This window comes from Niabella insulisoli, from assembly GCF_039652435.2.
GTDB lineage: Bacteria > Bacteroidota > Bacteroidia > Chitinophagales > Chitinophagaceae > Niabella > Niabella insulamsoli.
In genome coordinates this window covers 2,823,723-2,846,123 of sequence record NZ_CP190246.1, presented here as the reverse complement: position 1 = coordinate 2,846,123, position 22,401 = coordinate 2,823,723, and the positions used below count along the sequence as shown (strand labels likewise).

Below are 22,401 nucleotides of genomic sequence, written 5' to 3'. Positions count from 1 at the left end.
ATATGGGTTGAATTTGATTTATCTGTTTGGGCTGCTCAGCTAAATCAAACAACAAGTTCTAATTTATAGGGATACACTTTTCCAGAATTCCATTGGGCAACATACATATTGTCTTCGTCGTCGATGCAGACGTCATGAGGATAAGCGAAGGCGGGTATTTCCTGTTGCAATTCCTGAAGTTTACCGCCGCTGTATACAGGTTGATTGCCTCCCGGGTTAGAAATGACCTTATCTTCTTTGTCGAGAATAGTGACAAAGCCCGATTGCTTGGATTGCCTGTTATTGCTTTGAAGCACGGCAGCGTACAAAAGATCATCTTTAATAACCGGCCGGCACACCCAGGCGCCTGGCATTTCGATGCTGCTGATATATTTTCCATCCAGTGTAAATCTCTTAAAAGCGTTTTCCCTTCTCGAGGTTACAACAAGCTGGGGTGTATTTGTTCTGTTGTCGATGCAGATGCCGTGAGCATTCAGCAGATGATGCGCTTCTTTGCCTCTGCCTCCGAAGTGTCTGATATATCGTCCCTTGCTATCGTATTGAATAACAAAATCTTTTCCATAACCGTCCACGACATAAATATCTCCATTGGCCGCAATTGCGGTTTCCGTCGGAACATACTCCTCGGCTTTTGTGTACATGCCAGTTTCTTTTGGATAGTCGAGGACCATTAAAACCTTGCCGTCGATGGCGGTTTTAATAACCTGATGCCTTTTGTTGTCACATATAAACAATACATCCGGCCCGTTCTCATTAAACAGTGTCAAACCATGTGCGCCCGGATATTCCGTGCCCCATGCATCGAGAAAATTTCCGTTCTTATTATAGATAAGAACATTGTTTTTGGTTTCGTTAGTTAACAGCAAAATGCGTCCTTTCCGATCCTGAACCATTTCGTGGCAATCGTTTACAGGATGTTTAGACACATCAGCGCGGCTCCATTGTTTGTTAATCTTATAACGTTTGTTTCCGTGTCCCAGTACCACTTCATTTTTGATCAGCCATTCCGGAGCGCACAAAGCGCCTGCTATGCCCAGGGTACTATTTCTGATAAAACTTTTTCTGTTCATTTGATCGGTAATTAATTTTTAACCGTAGTTTTTAAGGATTGAAAAAAGAGGCATCAGCAGGGTCAGGCGATTAAATCCTTGACGACTTTGCCGGCGACATCGGTGAGGCGATAACGGCGCCCCAGGTGCTTATAGACCAGTTTTTCATGATCGAGCCCCATCAAATGCATCGCCGTGGCGTGGAAGTCGTGAACGTGAACGGGGTTGGAGACAATGTTGTAACCAAATTCATCGGTTTCGCCATAAACGCCGGGCTTTACGCCGCCGCCTGCCATCCACATTGTGAAGCAGCGGGGGTGGTGGTCGCGTCCATAATTCTCTTTGGTGAGTGTGCCCTGGCAATAATTGGTGCGTCCAAATTCTCCGCCCCAGATCACCAGCGTTTCATCGAGCAGCCCGCGTTGTTTCAGATCGGTGACTAAAGCTGCTGACGCCTGGTCGGTGTCCATGCATTGTCCTGCAAATTGAGTCGGCAGGTTGCCGTGAGAATCCCAGCCCTGATGATATAGCTGAACAAAACGAACGCCGCTTTCTGAAAGTTTTCTGGCTAACAAACAATTAGCGGCGTAGGTGCCGGGCACGAGGCATTCCGGGCCATATAATTTAATAATCGAATCCGGTTCTTTGCTGAGATCAGTTACTTCAGGCACCGCCGTCTGCATACGGTAGGCCATTTCATACTGTTGCACTTTGGCCTTTATTTCAGGGTCGCCGACGGTTTCATAGCTGTCATTATTTAGTTCCGCCAGATGATCCAGCATTTTCCTTCTCTCCGTCTTGTCCATGCCATCAGGATCATTGAGGTAAAGTACCGGATTTTCACCGTTACTGAACTGTACACCCTGGTGTATCGAATCCAAAAAGCCATTTGACCAAAGTTTGGAGTAAACCCCCTGGCCATTGCCTTTTCCTTTCGACAGCAATACGCAGAAGGCTGGCAGGTTTTTATTTTCGCTTCCCAGCCCGTAGCTCAGCCATGATCCCATGCTGGGCCGGTTGCCTACCTGCGCGCCGGTTTGAAAAAAGGTGAGCGCCGGATCGTGATTAATCGCTTCCGTGTACATACTTTTTACAATACACAAATCATCTACAATGCGGGCTGTATAGGGGAGGGTTTCGCTTACCCAGGCCCGGTGCTCGCCATACTGTGCAAATTTAAAAATAGAAGCTGCCAGCGGAAACTTGGACTGTCCCGACGTCATGCCGGTTAGCCTTTGTCCCTGTCTCACCGATTCGGGCAGGTCTTGTCCCCACATTTCCTCAAGCTTCGGTTTGTAGTCAAAAGTTTCCAATTGCGAAGGGGCGCCATTCTGAAAAAGATAAATGATGCGTTTTGCTTTAGGCGCGAAATGCGGAACGCCGGCAGTAATCGTTTCTTCGATCTCTTTTCCCGAAAATAAATCGGGCATTAGCAGGCTGCCCAATGCGGCGCCGCCCACACCCATGCCCAGGCGCGTGAGAAAACGCCGGCGGTTCATATTCAGTCCGTATTCAAAAGTTTCTTTTTCCATTTGTAATAGTTTGAGCGGCTTTTAAATTTTCACAATGGCCTCTTCCATATTATAGATCATATTCACAACGCGCATCATCGCTGCTGTCGCGGCCATATTTTTCGGGTCGCTGCTGTGTTTGAATTCGCCAACATCTAAAACAGTTTCAGCTGCCGCACTATCTTTCTCAAACCGTGCCAGTTGATCTTTGTAGTACGATTCTAAAACCTTTATTTGCTGATCATCCGGCTTTCGGCAAATGATCGTTTCAAAAGCGGTGGAAATGGCGCCCTCCGTCTTTTTTTCTTTTTTGATAAGCCTTTCAGCAAACACTCTCGACGCTTCAAGTACCGTGGGATCATTCATCATGATCAAAGCCTGCAAAGGCGTGCTGGTGGTTAAGCGTTGCACTTCACACTGGTCGCGGTTGCTGGCGTCGAAAACGATCATAGTAGGGGGCGGCACTGTGAGTTTTATAAATGTGTAAATACCCCGGCGATACAGATCTGCGCCCTTATCCTGACGGTAAGTTGCGAGCGTGCCTCTGCCCGAAGTGGCGGCTTCCCACAATCCGGCCGGTTGATAAGGTTTTACGCTCGGCCCGCCAATTTCTTTTACCAGCAGGCCGCTGCTGCCCAACACCATGTCGCGGATGGTTTCTGCAGGCATTCTTAATCTCGAAAACCGCGCATAAAAAAGGTTTTCAGGATCTTTTTCAAGATGCTCTTTTTTTACGTTGGATGACTGTCGATAGGTGGCCGACATCAATATTTTTTTGATGAGGTATTTGATATCCCAATCATGCTCCATGAAATCAACGGCCAGCCAATCGAGCAGCTGAGGGTGCGTCGGCAGGTTGCCCTGCATGCCAAAGTCGCCCACCGATTTTACAATACCCTTTCCAAAAAACTGCTCCCACATCTGGTTGACAAAAACACGCGCCGTGAGCGGATTCTTTTTGCTTACCGTCCATTGGGCTAAACCCAGCCGGTTTTTAGGATAGAGCGTCGTGTCGTAGTCCATCACCGCGGGCAGCGCACCCGCCGTGACCGCTTCGCCATGCTGGTCATAGACGCCTCTTTCCAAAATATAAGTCGTGCGTGTAGTATCTTTCAGCTCGCCCATAACGGACACCTGAAGCACGCCGCTGTCTTTTCTATTGATAAATTGTAACACATTCCTGGTGTCGTCATCAGATAAATAAAGTATGGGCGTTTTGGCCGGCTCCGATCCAACCAATCCTTCTAATCCTTTTTCCTGGCTATTATTAAAAAACGCAAACATTTTATAATAGTCTTTTTGAGAAATCGGATCATATTTATGATCATGGCATTGGGCGCACTCAACCGTCAGCCCTAAAATACCTTTGGTGTAGGTTTTTACTTTATCCAGGTTATACTCGACGCGGTATTCTTCGGGAATGACGCCGCCTTCTTCCGTGTATTTATGATTCCGCAAAAAGGCGGTGGCTAAAATTTTTTCCTTCGAAGAATCCGGTAACATATCACCTGCCAATTGCCAGGTTAAGAAATCGTCATAATGAATATTTTTATTAAACGCGTGGATTACCCAATCCCGATAGGGCCATTGCGTCCGCCGGTCATCGTCCTGGTATCCATAGCTGTCGGCATATCGCGAAACGTCCAGCCAGTGAATAGCCATCTTTTCTCCAAATTGCGGCATGGCCATCAATTTATCGATTGCTTTCTCGTAAGCTTTGTCGCTCTTATCATCCATATAAGATTGTTGAAGAGCGAGGTCGGGAAGCAACCCCGTGATGTCTAAAGAAATTCTTTTCAGCAAGACAGCTTTGTCGGCTTCTTCGCTATGGGCCAGGCCTTTTTGTTCCAACTTGTTTGCTATAAAGAAGTCTATTTCATTCCTGGGCCACGCTTCGTCATCAATTTCGGGTAGCGCAGCTTTTTCAGGGCTGATAAAGGCCCAATGTTTTTCATATTTGGCGCCTTGCTCAATCCATTGGGTTAAAATATTGATTTCGTCTTCATTTAAAACGCCTAAATGAGATTCTGGTGTCGGCATTTGGTAAGCGGGATCCGTGGATGTAATTCTTTTAATTAGCTCAGACTCGCCAGGCTTTCCGGGGACAATAGCGAAAGCGCCCTTGGTTTCTTTCAGCGGGGCCTTGGCAAATTTTTCAATATCCAGCCGCAGGCCGGCTTCCTGTTTATTTTTATCGGGCCCGTGACAGGCAAAACATTTATCGGAAAGAATAGGCCGAACCTCATAATTATAACTTATTAAATCTGAACCGGAATTTTTGGAAGAGGTATTTTTGCAGCCGGAAATCGACAAGCCGACGGCGAACAAAGCGCCGATAATTATAGCAATAGCAAATCGAAGTCTCATTAAGACGAATTTACAAAAAAAAGAAAACATGAAGGCTTTTGGCGTAAAGTTACCCATAGATGCCCTGGAAAAAATAGATTAAACAGTTGTTTTTATGGACTATATGACGGAATAGGGGCCGCCTTCAGCATAGTTCCGGGAAAACATGGTATAACGCCGGTTGATGAGAAAAACAAGAAAAATTGCCAAGTAAGATGTTTCTGCTACCTTTGCACTCTTTTTATGACAACATTTGAATCGTTAGGGATTGAAGAAGGCTTACTTCAGTCTCTCGAAACCATAGGTTTCGTAACCCCAACTCCGATACAGGAAAAAGCCATTCCGGTTTTATTAGAAGGTACAAAGGATTTCGTGGGACTGGCGCAGACCGGGACAGGTAAAACTGCGGCGTTTGGGTTACCCTTACTTCAACTGATCGACAAAACGCAAAGAACGGCCCAGGCCCTCGTGATTTGTCCGACAAGGGAACTGTGCCTTCAAATCACTACCGATCTCGAAAAGTTTAGCCCGAAAAATAAAGTAGCTATTACCGCTGTTTATGGTGGAACATCGATTTCCCAACAGGTGCGTGACCTGCGCCGCGGAACTCATATTGTGGTAGCGACTCCGGGCCGGTTGATCGACCTGATCGAGCGTAAGGCCATCAATCTTGAGAATATTAATTATGTGGTATTAGATGAAGCGGATGAAATGCTGAATATGGGCTTTAAGGACGACATTGAGTTTATCCTTAAAGAGACGATCAATCGACACAGTATGTGGTTGTTCAGCGCCACGATGCCCCCGGAAATTCGCCAGGTGAGCAAACGCTTTATGAACACGCCCGCCGAAATTTCGGTAGGGAAGGTTAATTCCACTAACGTAAATATCGATCATCAGTATTTCTTAACGCAACATATCAATCGTTACGAAACGCTGAAACGTATTATTGATTTTAATCCCGGCATCTACGGTATTATTTTTACACGTACCAAGGCCGATGCACAACATATCACAGAACAGCTTATTCGCGAAGGTTATGATATTGATGCGCTCCACGGCGACTTAACACAAGCGCAACGGGATAAGGTAATGGGCCGCTTCCGTGAAAAATCTTTGCAGTTGCTGATTGCGACTGATGTGGCCGCCCGCGGTATCGATGTGCAGGGGATTACCCACGTTATCAATTACGAATTGCCTGATGATACGGAGGTTTACACCCACCGGAGCGGCAGAACAGGGCGCGCCGGAAGAAGCGGTGTTTCGCTTTCGATCGTGACACCAAAGGAAGTTTACCGCCTGAGGCAAATCGAAAAACTGGTTAATACCAAATTTCATAAGATGGATATTCCGAGTGGCAAAGATGTTTGCCGCAAGCAGTTTTTCCATTTTATTGATAAGATGTTGAACACGGATATCAGCCACGGCGAATACGAAACCTACCTTCCGGTATTAAAAGAGAAATTTGAGGGTGTAGAAAAGGAAGAGATTTTGCAGCGGGTTGCGGCACTTGAGTTTGACCGTTTTTTAAGATACTATGAAAATGCGGCCGATCTCAACCAGCGCCAGGATAAAGATGCTCGTGGGGCGCGTGAAAGGCAGGGTGGCAAAGGGTTTTCTAGAAATAGCAGCTATCAGCGCCTGTTTGTAAACCTCGGCACAAAAGATGGTTTTTACAAGGCCAGCTTCCTCCAGTTTATTTTAGATATGAGCGGCCTCAACAAAGATATATTGGGGAATATTGATATGAAAGAAATGAACAGCTGGATTGAAATAGAGCCCGCTGCCGGTAAAAAAATGATCAAAGCGATGGACGGAAAAAATTACCGCGGACGGAAAATCAGGATGAATGACGCAGCCACAGGCGGCGGCAGACGCCGATAAAAATATTGTAAAGAAATTCATTTGAAACCGGAGCAAGTTGTTCCGGTTTTTTTGTTGCGGCTACAGTTTCGTAATTGAACTGCATCAATTTTTTTGGATGAACAAAATACGCTGTTTTTTATCCAGTATATTTATACAAATTAAGCCGTATGAATTTTGAACTCACCGAAGAACAGTTGATGATACAACAGGCTGCACGGTCTTTTGCGCAGAAGGAATGCCTGCCCGGCGTGATCGAGCGCGACGAGCTGCAGCAATTCCCGAAGGAACAAATACTACAACTCGCCGATCTGGGTTTTATGGGCGTGATGGTGCCGGAAGCTTATGGTGGCGCGGGAATGGACGCCGTTAGCTATGTGTTGGCGATGGAAGAAATTTCAAAGATTGATGCCAGTGTGAGCGTATGTATGAGCGTCAACAACAGCCTGGTTTGTTACGGACTCGAAGCCTTTGGCACCGAAGAGCAAAAGCAAAATTACCTGGTGCCGCTGGCACGCGGACGGAAAGATGGACATCTTTATATTGGAGCCTTTATGTTGAGCGAGCCCGAAGCGGGAAGCGATGCAACTTCGCAGCGCACCGTCGCCGAAGATAAAGGAGATTATTACATATTAAACGGAACGAAAAACTGGATCACCAACGGCGGCACAGCTTCTGTTTATCTTGTCATTGCACAAACGGATGCTTCTAAAGGGTCGAAGGGGATCAACGTTTTTATTGTGGAGCGGCAATGGCCCGGCGTAACAGTGGCTGCCAAAGAAAATAAAATGGGCATTCGCGGCAGCGATACCCATACGGTGATGTTCACAGATGTAAAAGTTCCGAAGGCCAACCGTATTGGCGAAGACGGGTTTGGATTTACGTTTGCTATGCGCACGCTGGCTGGAGGCCGCATTGGTATTGCCGCGCAGGCTTTGGGCATTGCAAGCGGCGCTTACGAACTGTCTAAGCATTACGCCAAAACGCGCAAGGCTTTTGGCACAGCAATTATGAACCATCAGGCAATCGCCTTTAAGCTGGCGGATATGCATACGAGAATCGAGGCGGCGAGGCTGCTTTGCCTGAAAGCAGCCTGGGAAAAAGATCATCATCTCGATTACGCGCTCAGTTCTTCTATGGCTAAACTTTACGCCTCAGAAACTGCCATGTGGACGACTGTTGAAGCCGTTCAGGTGCATGGCGGTTATGGCTACGTAAAAGAATATCATGTGGAGCGCCTGATGCGCGATGCAAAAATCACCCAGATATATGAAGGTACGAGCGAAGTGCAGCGCATTGTTATCAGTCGCAGCATCCTGAAATAAGGCTTTGTGCTGTTTGACGCCGGCGTTACCATATCTTTTCATTAGGTTTGATCTGTTATGCGTTATAAAGCTTTTTTGTTTGATTTGAATGGGACGATGATCGATGATATGGCGTATCATATCAAAGCCTGGCATCGCATTTTAAATGAACTTGGCGCGGAAATATCGCTCGAGCGCACCAAGGCGGAGTGCTATGGCAAAAATCACGAGCTGTTGGAAAGGATATTCCCCCACCGCTTTTCTTTGGAGGAGAAGGATAAAATGAGCTATGAGAAAGAGCGGCAATATCAGCGGGAGTTTAAACCTCATTTAAAACTATTGAGTGGTTTGCCGGAGTTGCTTGAGCAATCTCATCAACAGGGCGTTAAAATGGCGATTGGCTCCGCCGCAATCATGTTCAACATAGATTTTGTACTTGATGGGCTTTCTATTCGAAAATACTTCGATGTGTTAGTCAGCGCGGATGACGTGGTGCACAGTAAGCCAGATCCTGAAACTTATCTTAAATGCGCCGAAGCGCTCCATGTAGCCCCATCGGAATGCCTGGTTTTTGAAGATGTGCCCAAAGGTGTTGAGTCGGCGTTGAGGGCAGGAATGGATTGTGCAGTGATCACTTCCATGCATGAACGCCACGAATTTAATCAGGCCAATATTATTTCATTCATGAAAGATTATACAAAGTTCGCTGTGTAAACACAGATAGCTATTCGATTTTGGTCAACCGTTTGCACATGTTTTCCTGCCGTTAAAATTATATCTTGATGGCAAATAGCTTTTTATGTACAGAAAATTGACCCTCTTTCTTTGGGCTTGCTTTGCCTTTTTTATGCTTCATGCCCAGTCTGCAACCGAATTAAGATCGCTTTACCAGGATCTTTCCATTTTCGAAACACCGATGGCGACGTCTTTAAAAAAGAATGTAAAGCGCGCTGCTATTGATAAAATTTCGAACGCGCAATTGAAACAGTTAGCGCAGGCGCTTTACAACAAAACTTACGACACAAAATTTCGGCTGGCAAACTATAAGGCATGGCTTGAGCCCACTACGCTGGGGCAGGAGTTGATGATTGGCGATGGTTACAGCAAATACGAAGGTATTACCGGTATCTATCTTCCTGTTGGCAAACATGTGATTTTGGTAGATGGAATCGCAGACGGAAAAGAAGTCGGTTTACTAGTTCCCAATTGGAACCGGCGCGCGCCGGAGGGCATTAAGCCTGATAAAGACCCGGCCGGATGGGGTATTCATAAACAACGGTTCACGCTTCGCAATGGTGTCAATATTATTAATGTAAAGGACAATGATGGCCTGGCTTATATCGACTATTATGCCGAAGCGCCCGAGCAGGAAGCTCCGATTCAAGTGCATTTTGTCAATGCACAGGTAAACGGTTATTTCGACGCGGCCCTTCACACTGATCAGGACTGGAACAAACTGATTGATCATGCCGTCTATCCGGTCATTGACGCCAAGGGCAGGCATATTCAAATTGCTTATCCTGTTGAAGCCTGTAAGAAATACGCCTACGGCAGAGGCCTTGAATTAATTGCGAACTACGATTCTTTGGTGTATCGGCAGCATCGGATTTTAGGTTTGATTAAATATAATAAAGTGCCCAAAAATCATATTCTGGCCAGAGTGAATTATAACTATTACATGTTCAGAGATGGCGATGGCGTTGCCTACATGGGAACCACGCCCGGCAATGCGATGCCGCTCGTGGTAGATCCGGCGAGAGTCATCAAAGGCGACCCCTGCTGGGGTTTCAGCCATGAAGTGGGCCATGTGCATCAACTGCGCCCCTATCTTAATTGGGGCGGGCTCGGTGAAGTGAGTAACAATATTTTTTCTCTTTATGGCACCACTTCTTTTGGAAATAAAAGCCGGATCAGTGAGCAAAAAAACTATCAGAAAGCGAGAGACAGTATCATCGCGCGCGGTATCTGTTATTTGCAGGATAAAGATGTGTTTAACCGGTTGATTCCTTTTTGGCAGCTTCAATTATACTTCACGGGCGCTGGGAATAATCCTGATTTTTACCCGGATCTTTTCGAAGCGCTTAGAAAGCAGGGCAATGAAGAAAGGTCCAATCAGCGTGGCCGCAGAGGCGGTTGGGGCGACAGGGGTGCAAATCCGGCAGTGTACCAATTAAATTTTGTGAAGAAAGCATGCGAAGTGAGTAAAACCGACCTCACTGATTTTTTTGAGAAGTATGGTTTCTTCTGGGTAGGGCAATTTGATTATAATGATTATGGTAATTATAAGTATGAGCTTACGCAGGAAATGGCTGACGAATGCCGTGCTGCTATCAAAGCAATGAATTTGCCCCTTCCAAAAGTAGACTTAACCACACTCGAAGATTAGCTCGTTCCAATAGTTAAAGTTTAAGCCCGGTACCATGCCGGGCTTATTTATTTTCTTCGATAAGCGATATCGTTTTTTCAAGTAGTTCATCGCGCCTGGCTTTGATGCCATTGCAGTTTCCGTCATAAAAACCTATTAAACCAAAATGTTAATTATTTTTGGGGCATATTTTATTATGGCAATTCATATCGATCGATACCAGGAGATTCTTTCAGTTTTAAAACCTTATCACGCCACGTTGGTGGCGGTTTCCAAAATTAAACCGGTTGAAGATATCAAAGCTTTATATGATTTGGGGCAGCGCGACTTCGGGGAGAATTATGTGCAGGAACTTGTAGCCAAACAGCAGGCATTGCCGGCCGATATACGATGGCATTTTATAGGCCACCTGCAGCGGAACAAGGTGAAATATATCGCGCCTTTTGTACACCTTATACATGGCGTTGACAGCTTTGAGCTGCTGAAGGAAATTGATAAGCAGGCCGCGAAAAATGCCCGCACCATAGATTGCTTGTTGCAGGTGCATATTGCTTCGGAAACCACTAAGTTTGGTCTAAACGCCCAGGAGTTGGAAGCTTTGATGAAGCAATCGTCCGGCCTTACACAGGTTCAAATAAAAGGCCTAATGGGTATGGCCAGTTTTTCGGAAGATGCAAAGCAGGTGCGGCAGGAGTTTAAAGATCTGAAACAACTTTTTGATCGGTCAAAACAAGCGTGTGCGACAGCGGAAATACTTTCGATGGGGATGAGTGGCGACTATATCATTGCTTTGGAAGAAGGCAGTAATATGGTGAGGATTGGCAGCCTTTTGTTTGGCGGAAGAGTGTAAATAAAAAGCCCGGTTCGTTGAAGACCGGGCTTTTTATTTGGAGTAAAAAAATTAGTTTTTCGTAAATCTAAAATTCGAGAAATAATAAACAATAGGCGTGGCGGGATTAAAGGTAAGCGATGGCTCACCGCCGATATTCATTACGATCACCCGGTTGTGTTTGCCTACCGCCTGAGCAAGGGGCAACGTCATGTCTACCCAGGTTTGCAAGTTGGCGTCGCTAATGCTAAAGGCATCTTTGCCTAAATCCCAATATTGCTGACCATAAGTACTTTCACCGTTGTAGGCCCACATATAATTCATGATTCTTGGCCATAGTTTTTGATATACAGCATAGCTTCCGCTGACAGAAGATTTTGGCGGCCCATAAACCCGGAACTTGAGGTACTTGTAATTTTTTACATCAAATTCATATTCTTTTGGCAGGCTCAATGCGAAAGAACTATTTTTCGAATCTAAGGTTGCTTTGATAACATTTTCAAGGCCTGTGCCGGCAGGCGGCGTGGCAGCGGGAGCTTCAAGAATCATCTTCCAGGCGCTGGTTTGTGCCAACCCGTCGAGCAGGAATCTAAAATCGACTAATGCTTCTTCCGGCTTTTCCACGAGTTCTACGATGCCGCTTTGGATATAAGGCGCCAGCAGGTTGTCGATACCCATAGAATTGGAAAGATATTTTACCTTGGTCAGCGTGCCGGATTCGAGCAGGTCGATCAGGTATTGCGCGTTTGACGTTGGCATATCGCCCACTCTTCTTGCAAATGGTGCGATGGCTCCTCCACCAATTACATCCGTAATTCCATTAGCATTATAGGTGGTTTGCGTCATGTTGAAAATAGTGCCGCCGGTTAAGTCAATTTCTTTAAGATTCGAGAAATAGAACAGATCCTGCAAAGTGGTCGTGTGCACGGGAAAAGTGAGTTTTTCGATTTGGGCAACAGCATCCGCAGTAAACTGCGTTATGTTGTTAGCCTGAAGGATGGCCTGCTCTGCGGGAGCAAAAGTGCTCGATCCGGTGGGCACAACAACTGGAAGGGTTTGCGCAAATTCGACGGTGTCGATAATCGGTGTTCCGTTTGTCTTTGGGATGATCTTGTATTTGATATCAAAATTAACGGTCGTTCCCGAAGGCAGATTGGCTGCAAATATGCGGGGATTAGCCGCGCGCTGGCCTTCTCTTCGAATGCCGTTTTTATCTGTATACGCGTACTGCAAACCGTAGTAGTCCAGCAGGATGGACGACAACCCCGAAGGCCAGCTTAACACTGCCGACGCGGGCGAAGTGAGCACCTGGGGCGGCTGCACAACGAGCGAAGCGAGGTCGCTTTCTGTATAAGGAATTAAAGCAATTTCCTGCGGCACCGATTTATTGCCGAGGTCATCGATCGTGTACACCCGAAAACGATAAAGTTTGGATAACTCTAAGCCGGTAATATTGACCCAGGAAACCAGAGAGTCGATCACCATTTCTTTATTATCATATTCGATGATTGTTTTGACAGCCTTTCCGAGTCTGATATCTTTTGATGCAATACGCCCCGCTTTCATCAAATCTATTTCAACACGCTCAAAACCGACATGCCCGACAATCGTATCGTATCTGCCAGGGTAAACCGTTTCTCCTGTGTATTGGTCGATGTTATCATACATCTTACCGCAGGAAAAAAGGACGCAGGCAAATAGTATTAGCAGTAAGTATTTTTTCTGATCCATAAAATGCGATTTAAAATTTTTATTATTGAGCCTTACGGCCGTATAAAGTAATCTCTGACAAACAATTGGCATCGTCCAGCGTGTAGTTGCCGTTGAAGCTCTTCAAAGCTTCATACCTGAACCATCGGGTACGTTTGGTATAGGCCGGGTTGTCCGGATACATGTAAGCTAAATCTCCCGCCTCGCCCACTTTTACAAACTCGAGTTCGGTGAGCCCTGTCGGAACCGGTATTTGATGTTGTGTTACATGTTCCCAGGCTGAAGTGGCGTCATCCCAAATGTAAACATTGTAAAGGCCCACGTTTTCATTCCGGTAATATTGTCCGCGGTTTACGTTGGAGAGACCGCCTGAATGGCGTTGAACGGTAATGATCCGGCTTATTTCATAATAATCGCCGAGGTCGATAATGAAATTCCAGGGCATATTTCCATTGGCCGACTGCCCAGTGCGGCCGCGGCTCGCGGTGTGCATAAAATTGAGATTATCGCCCCGGTCGATGATGCCGTCAATAACCTTGGCATTTCTGCCTTCAAGGCCGTTACCAAAAGCCATGGGTACACCGCCAATGGAATCGTTGGGGTTGGGAAGCACCCAGTTTTGTTTGGGAATTTCAATATCTTCCAGCAGCGTTAGTTCGCCTTTGTCCATACTCTCTGTGGTGTTGCCAAACTTATCTTCGACACGAACTTTTACGTTTACTTTTCCGTTGGTGCCCAGTCGCAGGTTACTCACAAACCTCCGGTCGGTGGCTCGGTTGGAAGAAAAAACCGTCGTCAAATTTCTGTTTTCTCCGTTTTGAGTGAAGTTGTAATCAACGAAAATATTGACGTTCTGTTCCAGCTCGTTGGCCCAGTCTAAAAAGAAAGAGCTAAACCCTGCTTTCGCGGTTATCGTTTTGGCCACTCTTATGTAGGCGGGTTCCAGTGGCTGCACTTTCACTTCGAGTGGATCTGATTCGTTACCCGCACGATCGACGGCAACCAGCTTAACCGTGTACTCATCCGTGCTGCCGAAACCATACACGTCGAGCGAATCGACAAAATAAGAGGCAAGAAATTCAAAAGACTTTTGGTCTTTATTAGTGTAAACTGCCTTAACGCCGAGCAGGTCTTTATCCGCAGGGATCGTATAAAAAAATCTTGCGCCTCCATAAAGGGGTTTGTATTCTCTTAGCGTCACTTTGCCGGGCGGTGTTTCATCGCCCTTTTCAGATTCGAACCGTTCCATTTTTTTACACGCAAAAAAGAACAGCAGCGCTATGGGAAGTAGAAATATTTTGCTTTTCATCTATTTATATTTTTATTGTTCAGGTCGTAATGCTTATTCTTCTACGGCTGGGTTACCAACCTGGATTTTGAATAAGATTTCCGTTCGTGTTCATTTCGTTCAGATCGATGGGTGTCAGGCAGTCTGTAATAGTAAACCTTCTTTGTTGTTTGATGGAAAGCACAAAGAAATCGGTAGCAGTGGTGCCGGCATGGTTCCATCCCCAAACGGGAGAGGAGAATTCTGTAACGGCCCTTTTATGCCTCAACATATCCCAGAAATGTTGTCCTTCAAAAGCAAACTCCACTGATCTTTCCTGCAGGATGATATCCCTCAGGCCTTCTTTCGAAAGATGCTTATTGGGCGTTCTTGTAAGCGACGGATCGCTCCATACTACCTGCAGGTCGGGAATGCCGGCGCGCCGGCGCACTTTATTCACCGATTCGTAAGCTTCAGCTGAAGGCCCCGAATATTCGTTGAGGGCTTCTGCTTTCATCAGATGCAAATCGGCCATGCGAATGAGCGGATAGGGGTATTTGATAACACGCTGCCAGGCGTTTGACTGTGATTCCGGATGCACCAGTTTTTGTACGCCAATGCCCGTTGCCAAAAAGTCTGTCGTGTGTTGTGAAGAATTGAAGCCGCCATCGCGATTGGCAAACATGATGGTGTTGATACGCACGGTGTGAGCGCGCCAGTAGCCGCCGGTAATACCGAGATTGGCATAAAAACGGGGCTCTCTGTCGAGGTATAGCCTTACGGTTTGAACGCCGGGCTGCATGATACCATAGAGCGGAAGATAGGCTTCTTCGCTTTGTCCTGGCGTCGTTACGAGCTCGGTTTTCTTGTTCATATCGAAAGTAAGATCTTCGGTGATGGGTAAGCCGTTTTTGGTATAGTATCTTTCGGCCATTCGGTAGGTGGCCGCCATCCATTGCCATGAATAAGCGGGTGTATTAACAACGCCATCGCCGTATCCTGGTGGGAGCCTGATATTGGAGCCGTGTGCAAGTTCGCCCTGGTTATAATAATCCAGATTGGAGTAGCCCCAAACGACTTCTTTATTCCATGGATCGCAAATAAGCATACGCAGATCGTACAACTTTTTCATGTTCTGAGGATTTTTTTCAAAAGCCTCCCGATCGTATATGTAGGGCTCTGCTTCAAAGGTATATAAACCACGGCCGTTGGCTTCAGCAAGCGTGATCGCTTCATTGATAGCATCCAGCGCTTCTTTCCATTTTTCATTGTTATATTGAATGGGGAAAAAGGGTTGGCCATCGTGGTCCATAAAGTCACCAAAGTATTCCTGATTGCCATTGAAAAAAGGACTGGCTCTATAAAACAGCACTTTAGCTTTAATAGCAGCCGCTACTACGCGGTCAATTTGCCCCAGTTCTGTAATATCAGCTTTTTCTTTCAGGTCAGGGATCGCTTCATTCATTAGAGTGATAACATAATTAAAGCAATCCTCTACTTTTGACCGGGGTATGAAAAGTTCTTCCTTTTCCGATTCGGGCGAGGCTGCGACAGTGGGAATTACAATCGGCCCGTATCTTTTTATCAATAAAAACATATAATAGCCCTTCAGCATTTTTACCTGGGCTTTCCAATCATTGAGTTCGGTTTCGGTCATGTCTTTCACCTGATCAATATTGGCCAGAAATACATCGGCCTGGCGGATGGCTTCATAAAGCCTTTTGCCGCCCTGCGTGCCCGACCAAAGACCCAGTTGCGGATCTGAAGCTGTTTGTAAGCCGCGCATAATGCGCATAGCACGGAGATCGCCGGTATTGTTATTTAAATCTAAACGGCCCACCCATTCGTCGCCGAGCGTCCAGGAAGTCAGGTGCACTTTATCATCCTGCGGCATATAGCTGTAAACCTTGGAAAGCGCGTCCCATGCGTTTTCGCGGATGTTAAAAATGTTTTCGAGTTTCAACGTGTTATCAGGCACGATGTCCAGATATTTTTTACATGAGAGCACGCATGTTGAAACCAGTATTGCTATAAATATTTTCGTACGGTTCATTGTAAATGTTTTTTAGAATATCAATTGAAAACCAATATTGTATCTTTTATTAGGAGGATAAGCCAGGCCGTTCTCTCTTACTTCGGGATCCCATAGTTTGAATTTTGAAAAAACGAGTAGGTTCTCTCCGGTAAAATAAATCCGGCTTCCCTGCTTGATGCCGATGCGTTGGAAGATTTTCGGACTGTAACCCAGCTCTACTTGTTTGAGCCTTGTGAAAGAGCCGTCTCTTAACCACCAGGATGACTGTCTTGTATTATTATTCAGGGGTTCGGTCGATAAGCGGGGCCAGAAAGCATGCACATTGGGATTGGTTTCGCTCCAATAGTCGTCACCGATGATAGCCAGGGCGTTTCGCCTGTCGGCGAAAGGTGCAATTCCATAATTCCCGTTAGAGTTGGAAGCTGTGGCGTCAATGAAAAAAGAGGTTCTGGCACTTCCGTTAAAGAAGAAAGAGAAATCAACGACTTTGTAAAGAATGGATGCACCAAAACCATACTGAAATTCAGGAACAGTAGGATAGCCCATTGCCACGCGGTCGTTATCATTGATGACGCCGTCGTTGTTAATGTCTTTGTATTTAATATCACCTGCAAGGTAGGGTCCAAAATCCTGGTAGGGTGAGTTCTGGATTTCAAACTCATCTACAAATAGCCTTTCCGCAACAAGTCCCCATTGTTGGTTGATGTTGCTACCCAGGCGTTTCAAATATTCGTCGGGAAAATCTTTCTCGTCTATTTTAATGAGCTTGTTGGTCGCGTAGGTGAAATTACCTCTCACCGAAGCCCAGATATCAGGAGTAATATTTTTTTGATAATCAACAGAAGCCTCAAAGCCTCTCGATTTAACTTCTCCTACATTTCCGCTGATGGCTGCTTCAAGGCCTGCCGTGGAAGGGAAATTTTGCCGTTGCATGTAGATCTTGCTCCTGGTGTCATGATAAATATCGAAAGTGGTTTTTAAGGCTTCGTTGAAGAAATTCATTTCAACGCCCATATTGATTTTTTCCGATTCTTCCCAGGTAATATTCGGATTCGCATACCGGTTTACCGAATAGCCGTTGTAAGCATTCATAAAATCAGCGCCCCAGCGGTATCCGTTTATAGTTGAGTTTGACCCTCCGGTAAGCCCAATATCCGAAAGATAGAAGAACCTGCCCGCACGACCTGCGATCGCGTCGTTACCAACAATACCCCAGGATCCTCTTAGTTTCAGTGTGCTGATCACATCTTTCATCGACTCCCAAAACATTTCGTTGGAAACCGTCCAGCTGCCGCCCACCGACGGGAAGAAGCCGTACTGTTTGTCTCCCGTGAATTTCTCTGATCCATTATACGCATAGGCAAACTCTACAGCATAGCGCCTGTCGTAAGAATAAGTAGCGCGGCCCGAATTACCCATATTCCGCTGTGGTAATGTTTCGTAGATGGAAGTGTTATTACCGCCTGTTAGCAATTCTTCCTGCATCATACCAACGGTCATCAGCGATATGTTATGCCGGTCGATGATTTTATCCCAGTTAAAACGGGCCTCGAAGTAGGTGAGCCCATTAGCATCTCTGCCGGGAATTACATTACCCAAAAACAATTGAGTGTTCGTTGGGTTGAGCGGAAATAAAGTGTGTTGCTGTGTAACCTGGTCATAAGATTCAAGATCGTAGAACGAAGGCGAATAGTAGCGTAACCCTGAGTAACGGCTCCAGGTTTGAATCGAAGCCTTACCCTGAACTTTCAGGCCTTTTAACAGGAAGTCAAGATCCTGCATCAAAGTGGCTTGTGCAATAATGGTGCTTTCATTTCTCTTTTCATAACCTCTAACCATTTCCGCGTATGGATTCAGCTTCAGTGAGCCATTCACAAAAGCACTTCCGAAGAGGATATTTTCTGTGTACAAATTCGCGCTGTCTGGCTCGTAAACCGCCGGAAAATCGACGGGGTTGCTTTGCATGACCATTCTGAAAATGTCTGTGGCAGAACGGTAGGGGCCATTATAATTTTCAAAGCGCCCGCTAATCCTGGTATCCAGTGTTGTGGTTGGTGTTAGTTTAAAAATAACATTCGATCTGATAAACGATCGGGCAATTTTAATATTGTTGTTGAAGTTATTGCGGTTATCAACTTTCAGCAGGCCAGACTCCCGGTCCATTCCCGCCGATACATAATAGGTCGCAATTTTACCTCCACCGGATAAGTTGATATTCGCCTTCATATTGGTGGTATAAGGATTGAACAATTCTTTATGCCAGTCAATATTGGGATAGATCATATCGTTTTCACCGGATGAAGTTGATTGTATTTTTTGCTCCGAATAGTAGGGCCCCAAAATTGGGTCGCGTGTTAACCGCGCTTCGTTGTATAGCCTCATGTACTGAACGCCATCGAGCATTTCGATCGTTCGCACAGGCGCCGTGACGTTTACATCAACACGAGCGCTTACGCCGAGTGGGCCGTCTTTTCCCGACTTTGTGTTAACGATGATAATTCCATTAGCGCCGCGGGCTCCATAAAGCACGGTAGCTACGGCATCTTTCATAATTGAAAAAGATTCAATGTCATCGGGCTGCAGGCGGGCCAGATTGTCGGTGGTCGATTCAAATCCGTCAATCAGGATTAGCGGTGATGCCTGATAACCGAAGGTGGTCACACCTCTTACAAAAAACTGGGCGTTGTCTGCGCCCGGCTCACCCGACAACTGGTAGGAAATCATACCCGGGATACGGCCAGCGAAAGAACTGGTAAGATTGGAAGAAGGGATGCGCAGGTCTTTTGCGTTCACCGTGGTGATCGCGCCCACCACGCTGGCTTTCTTTTGTTTACCGAAAGCCACCACCGTTACCTCATCGATATCGGTAACTTCCTCGTAGAGCATAATCTCGAGAATGTTTTTTTCTCCCACTACTTCCTTGTAGGTTTTCTTACCGACGAAAGTGAATATGAGCGTGTCTCCGACGGTAGCGGTGATCGTAAACTCACCGTTTTTGTCGGTTTGTGTTTGGAGTAGCGTGCTCGACACGTTTACACTTACTCCCTCTAAAACGGCGGAGGTACTGCCATCTTTGACAACCCCCGAAATCGATTTTGCATTTTGGGCAAAACAAGCGACATGCAAAAATCCGGACAATAAAATTCCTAGAAATCTGATTCTCATTTTTGATTGGTTATTTGTTTTAGTTTATAGACTTAGAATGATCAATAGCTAATAAGGCTTACTACAAGCATTTTTGGCTTAAAGAGCAATTTTTAATCGTTAGATGTTAAAGATGTGGTAAAAAAAACGAACAACCAAAAAAAATAAATGATTTTTTTGTAAACAAAAAAGCCGGATGACAGCTTTCGCTGATCCGGCGTTTATAAAATATAAGGAGTATGATAGGAGGAGGTTACTGCTTAGAAACGAGTGTAGACGGCTAATTGCGCCACATTGTTGACCGTGTTGGCATTGGCGCCTTTCCCGAAAATATTCATATAACCTGCTTCCACATCAACTTTTTTTGAGAACCGATAACCCGCCGCGATGTAGGCACGGTTCTGATCGAAAAAATGATTGTTCGTGTTTTTCTGGTTTTGAATATTCGCAAATACTTCATTTTGCAGGGCGGCAAAAGGCCCTTTAGTAAACCCGCCTGCAGTGTTTGTTAATGGTTGCACGTGTCTTAAGAAATAGCGCAGGCGTTGCGCAAAAACCCTATTTCCTGCGGGCTTCTCTATGAAGCGCTGCTCCAGTCTGAAGCGGTGCCCCAGGTTGCCAGAGAAGAGTTTATGTGAAATAACATATTGTTCCCAAATACGATGTTCTGTAAGCGTAGTGTTGGGCGTGCCTACAGAACGTGTAAATGTTGGGGTATATAAATAGCCTACCGTAGCATTTTGGTTGGGTTTGATATGGTAGGTAAGCCCCGGCCGCACGAGCATATGCCTTAGCCCGTCGAGCTCGTCGTGGCTGCGCAGTTGCAAATCAAAATGCACACCCCATTTCTCATTAATCCGGGTACTGTTTAGAAAGAAGAACCAGCCCGTTTGTTCATGGGTTGTTTGGGCATGGATCAAGTTGAAAAAGGAAACTAAAATCAAGGTAACGGCAATTCTTTTCATCATTATTATAGAGGTTGGTCAATCAGGCAAAGATAGCAGGCAAAAAATTAAAAATTGTACATTAGTAGCACAATTCAACGCGCTTATGAAAAAGATCCTGCCATTAATTGGCCTGCTGCTATTGTTGTTCTCCTGCAAAAAAGATGAACTGCCTCCGAAGGATAATCAGGAAAAACTCAAGGATTATAACAAGGATATTATAATTGCTAATTGGAATATCGAGTGGTTTGGCGACGCATCGGGCTTCGCTGGCAATTTAGACCAGCAGGAAGCCAATGCAGGTAAGATTTTAAAATACCTCGACGCTGATCTTTACGGGTTTTGTGAAATTGTAGACACCGCCCGCTTTGGCCGGATGATACGCCACTCATTAGGCGAGGATTTTCGTTATAGTATCTCATTTTTTACCAACGGCCATCAAAAATTGGCCTATGCTTACAACAGGCATATTTTCAGGAATGCTGCATTGAGGCCTTTTATGGGTGTGAGTACACAGGCCTATAAAAATTTCTCCGGGCGCTACCCGTTTTTATTTACCGCAGACCTGACGGTAAACGGCGTCAGCGCGCAGGTTCATTTTATATTGATTCATGCAAAGGCAAATGCCGATATGGATAGTTATCAAAAGCGGCTGGCGGCTGCCCGCGAAACAAAAGACAGTTTAGACAGGTATTATTCCGGGAAGCATTTTATGCTGTTCGGCGACTTTAATGATAATTTCAACCAGAGTATTCTCGAAGGGTACCCGTCGCCTTATCAACAATTGTTAAATGATCCTGAAAATTATGTCCCTGTTACGCTTCCTTTGAACGCTTCTGGATACCAATCCACCATCCATTACGCTAATTCAGTCATCGATCAGCAAATCATTAGCGCTTCCTTCTCTCGTTGGTATGTAGGCCATTCGGCGCGCATCCGCACTGATGCGATCAATGTTGTGCCGGATTATAAATCAGGCACAACATCCGACCACTATCCTATAACTTCTGTTTACCGAATTTCCGATTGAGCGATGTTGGTGGCTGTGAGATCAGTGGCACTTTATTTGTGACGCTAACTATGTCGTATTTAACCCGCTCATTTGACGTTTTCGGACAGCAGCTTTGGTATTTTTTTCGTGTAGGTTTGTTTATCTAATTTAATCAAAAAGTCAAACTATGAATAATGATATATACCCTTGCGTTTGGATGGATCACAACGGCCGGGAAGCTGCTGCGTTTTATACCGAAGTGTTTCCTGATACCATCATCACCGAAGACAGCGGGTTGGTTCAAATTTTAAGTATCAGCGGGCAAAAACTAATGCTGCTCAACGGTGGACCTATGTTCAAGCCCAACGCCTCTATTTCGTTTTTGATTGCCAATGCCGATGAAACTGAAACGGAACGGCTTTTTAATCTACTTGCTGCGGATGGCATCGTGCTGATGCCGTTAGACCATTATCCGTTCAGTTCTCGCTACGGTTGGGTGCGGGACAGGTTTGGCGTTACCTGGCAACTTTATACGGGAGAGAAGGGCGACACTGATCAATATTTCGTACCAACATTGATGTTTGTTAACGAACAAAACGGAAGAGCCAAAGAAGCGATCGGGTTTTACACTCGTTTATTTCCGGGCTCCTCTACAGAGGGTATAATGGAATATGATGGCAAAGAAGATAAAAAGGGAAACGTGCAGCATGCCCAGTTCAAAATTAGCGGTTACACGTTGGCTTGTATGGATAGCTCAATCGATCACACTTTCAATTTTGATGAAGGAATTTCAATCGCAGTGATGACCAATGACCAGGAAACTACCGATTACTACTGGAACGCGATGACGCAGGATGGTGGAGAGGAAAGTATGTGCGGCTGGTTAAAGGATAAATTTGGCGTAAGCTGGCAAATTGTGCCGCATCGCCTGATGGAATTGTTTAACCAAAAAGACCAGGAAAAGGCGAGCCGTACCAGGGAGGCGATGATGAAAATGCGAAAGATTGATATTGCAAAATTAGAAGAGGCCGGTGCCTGATCCG

At 45.6% G+C, this 22,401-nt stretch carries 15 protein-coding genes; 7 read left to right on the top strand and 8 right to left on the bottom strand.

All coding sequences use genetic code 11. The features are described from left to right. Nucleotides 1-44 precede the first annotated feature (44 nt). The 3 genes from ABDK00_RS11760 to ABDK00_RS11750 all read right to left on the bottom strand — a co-directional run bounded on the left by ABDK00_RS11760 (nt 45) and on the right by ABDK00_RS11750 (nt 4,927). Nucleotides 45-1,070, bottom strand: coding sequence for a 6-bladed beta-propeller (locus ABDK00_RS11760; RefSeq protein ID WP_346237204.1), 1,026 nt, complete (start codon nt 1,068-1,070; stop codon nt 45-47). A gap of 62 nt (nt 1,071-1,132) precedes the next feature. Continuing rightward, on the bottom strand, nt 1,133-2,581 hold the full coding sequence (locus tag ABDK00_RS11755; protein ID WP_346237205.1) for a DUF1501 domain-containing protein: 1,449 nt from the start codon (nt 2,579-2,581) through the stop codon (nt 1,133-1,135). Between the two features lie 21 nt (nt 2,582-2,602). Then, on the bottom strand, nt 2,603-4,927 hold the full coding sequence (locus ABDK00_RS11750; RefSeq protein ID WP_346237206.1) for a PSD1 and planctomycete cytochrome C domain-containing protein: 2,325 nt from the start codon (nt 4,925-4,927) through the stop codon (nt 2,603-2,605). A gap of 222 nt (nt 4,928-5,149) precedes the next feature. Here ABDK00_RS11750 and ABDK00_RS11745 point away from each other — a divergent pair, with 222 nt between their 5' ends. From ABDK00_RS11745 to ABDK00_RS11725, 5 genes are all read left to right on the top strand, one after another. Further along, entirely contained in the window at nt 5,150-6,790 is a 1,641-nt protein-coding gene (locus tag ABDK00_RS11745; protein WP_346237207.1) for a DEAD/DEAH box helicase, read from the top strand. A gap of 149 nt (nt 6,791-6,939) precedes the next feature. Then, a complete protein-coding gene (locus ABDK00_RS11740; protein WP_346237208.1) occupies nt 6,940-8,094 on the top strand; it encodes an acyl-CoA dehydrogenase family protein in 1,155 nt (384 codons plus the stop codon). A 57-nt stretch (nt 8,095-8,151) separates the two neighbouring features. Next, a complete protein-coding gene (locus ABDK00_RS11735; protein WP_346237209.1) occupies nt 8,152-8,787 on the top strand; it encodes an HAD family phosphatase in 636 nt (211 codons plus the stop codon). Nucleotides 8,788-8,872: 85 nt separating this feature from the next. Continuing rightward, complete coding sequence (locus ABDK00_RS11730) at nt 8,873-10,459, top strand: M60 family metallopeptidase (protein ID WP_346237210.1); 1,587 nt, start codon at nt 8,873-8,875, stop codon at nt 10,457-10,459. A gap of 145 nt (nt 10,460-10,604) precedes the next feature. Beyond that, nucleotides 10,605-11,288 (top strand): YggS family pyridoxal phosphate-dependent enzyme, encoded by a 684-nt coding sequence (locus ABDK00_RS11725; RefSeq protein ID WP_428400330.1) that lies wholly within the window; start codon nt 10,605-10,607, stop codon nt 11,286-11,288. A gap of 51 nt (nt 11,289-11,339) precedes the next feature. Here ABDK00_RS11725 and ABDK00_RS11720 read toward each other — a convergent pair whose 3' ends face one another. From ABDK00_RS11720 to ABDK00_RS11700, 5 genes are all read right to left on the bottom strand, one after another. Then, the gene (locus tag ABDK00_RS11720; protein WP_346237212.1) at nt 11,340-12,998 is read right to left on the bottom strand and encodes a DUF4998 domain-containing protein; all 1,659 of its coding nucleotides are present in this window, start codon (nt 12,996-12,998) and stop codon (nt 11,340-11,342) included. Between the two features lie 22 nt (nt 12,999-13,020). Continuing rightward, nucleotides 13,021-14,286, bottom strand: coding sequence for a DUF4959 domain-containing protein (locus ABDK00_RS11715; protein WP_346237213.1), 1,266 nt, complete (start codon nt 14,284-14,286; stop codon nt 13,021-13,023). A gap of 52 nt (nt 14,287-14,338) precedes the next feature. Next, nucleotides 14,339-16,297 carry a RagB/SusD family nutrient uptake outer membrane protein gene (locus tag ABDK00_RS11710; protein ID WP_346237214.1) on the bottom strand — a complete coding sequence of 653 codons (1,959 nt, stop codon included), beginning with the start codon at nt 16,295-16,297 and terminating at the stop codon, nt 14,339-14,341. Nucleotides 16,298-16,309: 12 nt separating this feature from the next. Beyond that, nucleotides 16,310-19,444, bottom strand: a complete 3,135-nt coding sequence (locus ABDK00_RS11705; protein WP_346237215.1) for a TonB-dependent receptor — start codon at nt 19,442-19,444, stop codon at nt 16,310-16,312. A 239-nt stretch (nt 19,445-19,683) separates the two neighbouring features. After that, nucleotides 19,684-20,391: a DUF2490 domain-containing protein gene (locus ABDK00_RS11700; RefSeq protein ID WP_346237216.1), complete on the bottom strand. Its 708-nt coding sequence runs from the start codon at nt 20,389-20,391 to the stop codon at nt 19,684-19,686. Between the two features lie 82 nt (nt 20,392-20,473). On the opposite strand from ABDK00_RS11700, the gene ABDK00_RS11695 reads away from it, so the two are divergent. Both ABDK00_RS11695 and ABDK00_RS11690 read left to right on the top strand, forming a co-directional pair. Beyond that, nucleotides 20,474-21,397 carry an endonuclease/exonuclease/phosphatase gene (locus tag ABDK00_RS11695; protein ID WP_346237217.1) on the top strand — a complete coding sequence of 308 codons (924 nt, stop codon included), beginning with the start codon at nt 20,474-20,476 and terminating at the stop codon, nt 21,395-21,397. Between the two features lie 148 nt (nt 21,398-21,545). Continuing rightward, nucleotides 21,546-22,397: a VOC family protein gene (locus ABDK00_RS11690; RefSeq protein ID WP_346237218.1), complete on the top strand. Its 852-nt coding sequence runs from the start codon at nt 21,546-21,548 to the stop codon at nt 22,395-22,397. Nucleotides 22,398-22,401 lie beyond the last annotated feature (4 nt).

Coding starts and splice junctions, on each gene's coding strand:
- ABDK00_RS11730 (WP_346237210.1), top strand. CDS start 8,873: ATGTACAGAAAATTGACCCTCTTTCTTTGGGCTTGCTTTGCCTTTTTT.
- ABDK00_RS11750 (WP_346237206.1), bottom strand. CDS start 4,927: ATGAGACTTCGATTTGCTATTGCTATAATTATCGGCGCTTTGTTCGCC.
- ABDK00_RS11745 (WP_346237207.1), top strand. CDS start 5,150: ATGACAACATTTGAATCGTTAGGGATTGAAGAAGGCTTACTTCAGTCT.
- ABDK00_RS11740 (WP_346237208.1), top strand. CDS start 6,940: ATGAATTTTGAACTCACCGAAGAACAGTTGATGATACAACAGGCTGCA.
- ABDK00_RS11700 (WP_346237216.1), bottom strand. CDS start 20,391: ATGATGAAAAGAATTGCCGTTACCTTGATTTTAGTTTCCTTTTTCAAC.
- ABDK00_RS11690 (WP_346237218.1), top strand. CDS start 21,546: ATGAATAATGATATATACCCTTGCGTTTGGATGGATCACAACGGCCGG.
- ABDK00_RS11735 (WP_346237209.1), top strand. CDS start 8,152: ATGCGTTATAAAGCTTTTTTGTTTGATTTGAATGGGACGATGATCGAT.
- ABDK00_RS11715 (WP_346237213.1), bottom strand. CDS start 14,286: ATGAAAAGCAAAATATTTCTACTTCCCATAGCGCTGCTGTTCTTTTTT.
- ABDK00_RS11705 (WP_346237215.1), bottom strand. CDS start 19,444: ATGAGAATCAGATTTCTAGGAATTTTATTGTCCGGATTTTTGCATGTC.
- ABDK00_RS11710 (WP_346237214.1), bottom strand. CDS start 16,297: ATGAACCGTACGAAAATATTTATAGCAATACTGGTTTCAACATGCGTG.
- ABDK00_RS11760 (WP_346237204.1), bottom strand. CDS start 1,070: ATGAACAGAAAAAGTTTTATCAGAAATAGTACCCTGGGCATAGCAGGC.
- ABDK00_RS11725 (WP_428400330.1), top strand. CDS start 10,605: ATGTTAATTATTTTTGGGGCATATTTTATTATGGCAATTCATATCGAT.
- ABDK00_RS11695 (WP_346237217.1), top strand. CDS start 20,474: ATGAAAAAGATCCTGCCATTAATTGGCCTGCTGCTATTGTTGTTCTCC.
- ABDK00_RS11720 (WP_346237212.1), bottom strand. CDS start 12,998: ATGGATCAGAAAAAATACTTACTGCTAATACTATTTGCCTGCGTCCTT.
- ABDK00_RS11755 (WP_346237205.1), bottom strand. CDS start 2,581: ATGGAAAAAGAAACTTTTGAATACGGACTGAATATGAACCGCCGGCGT.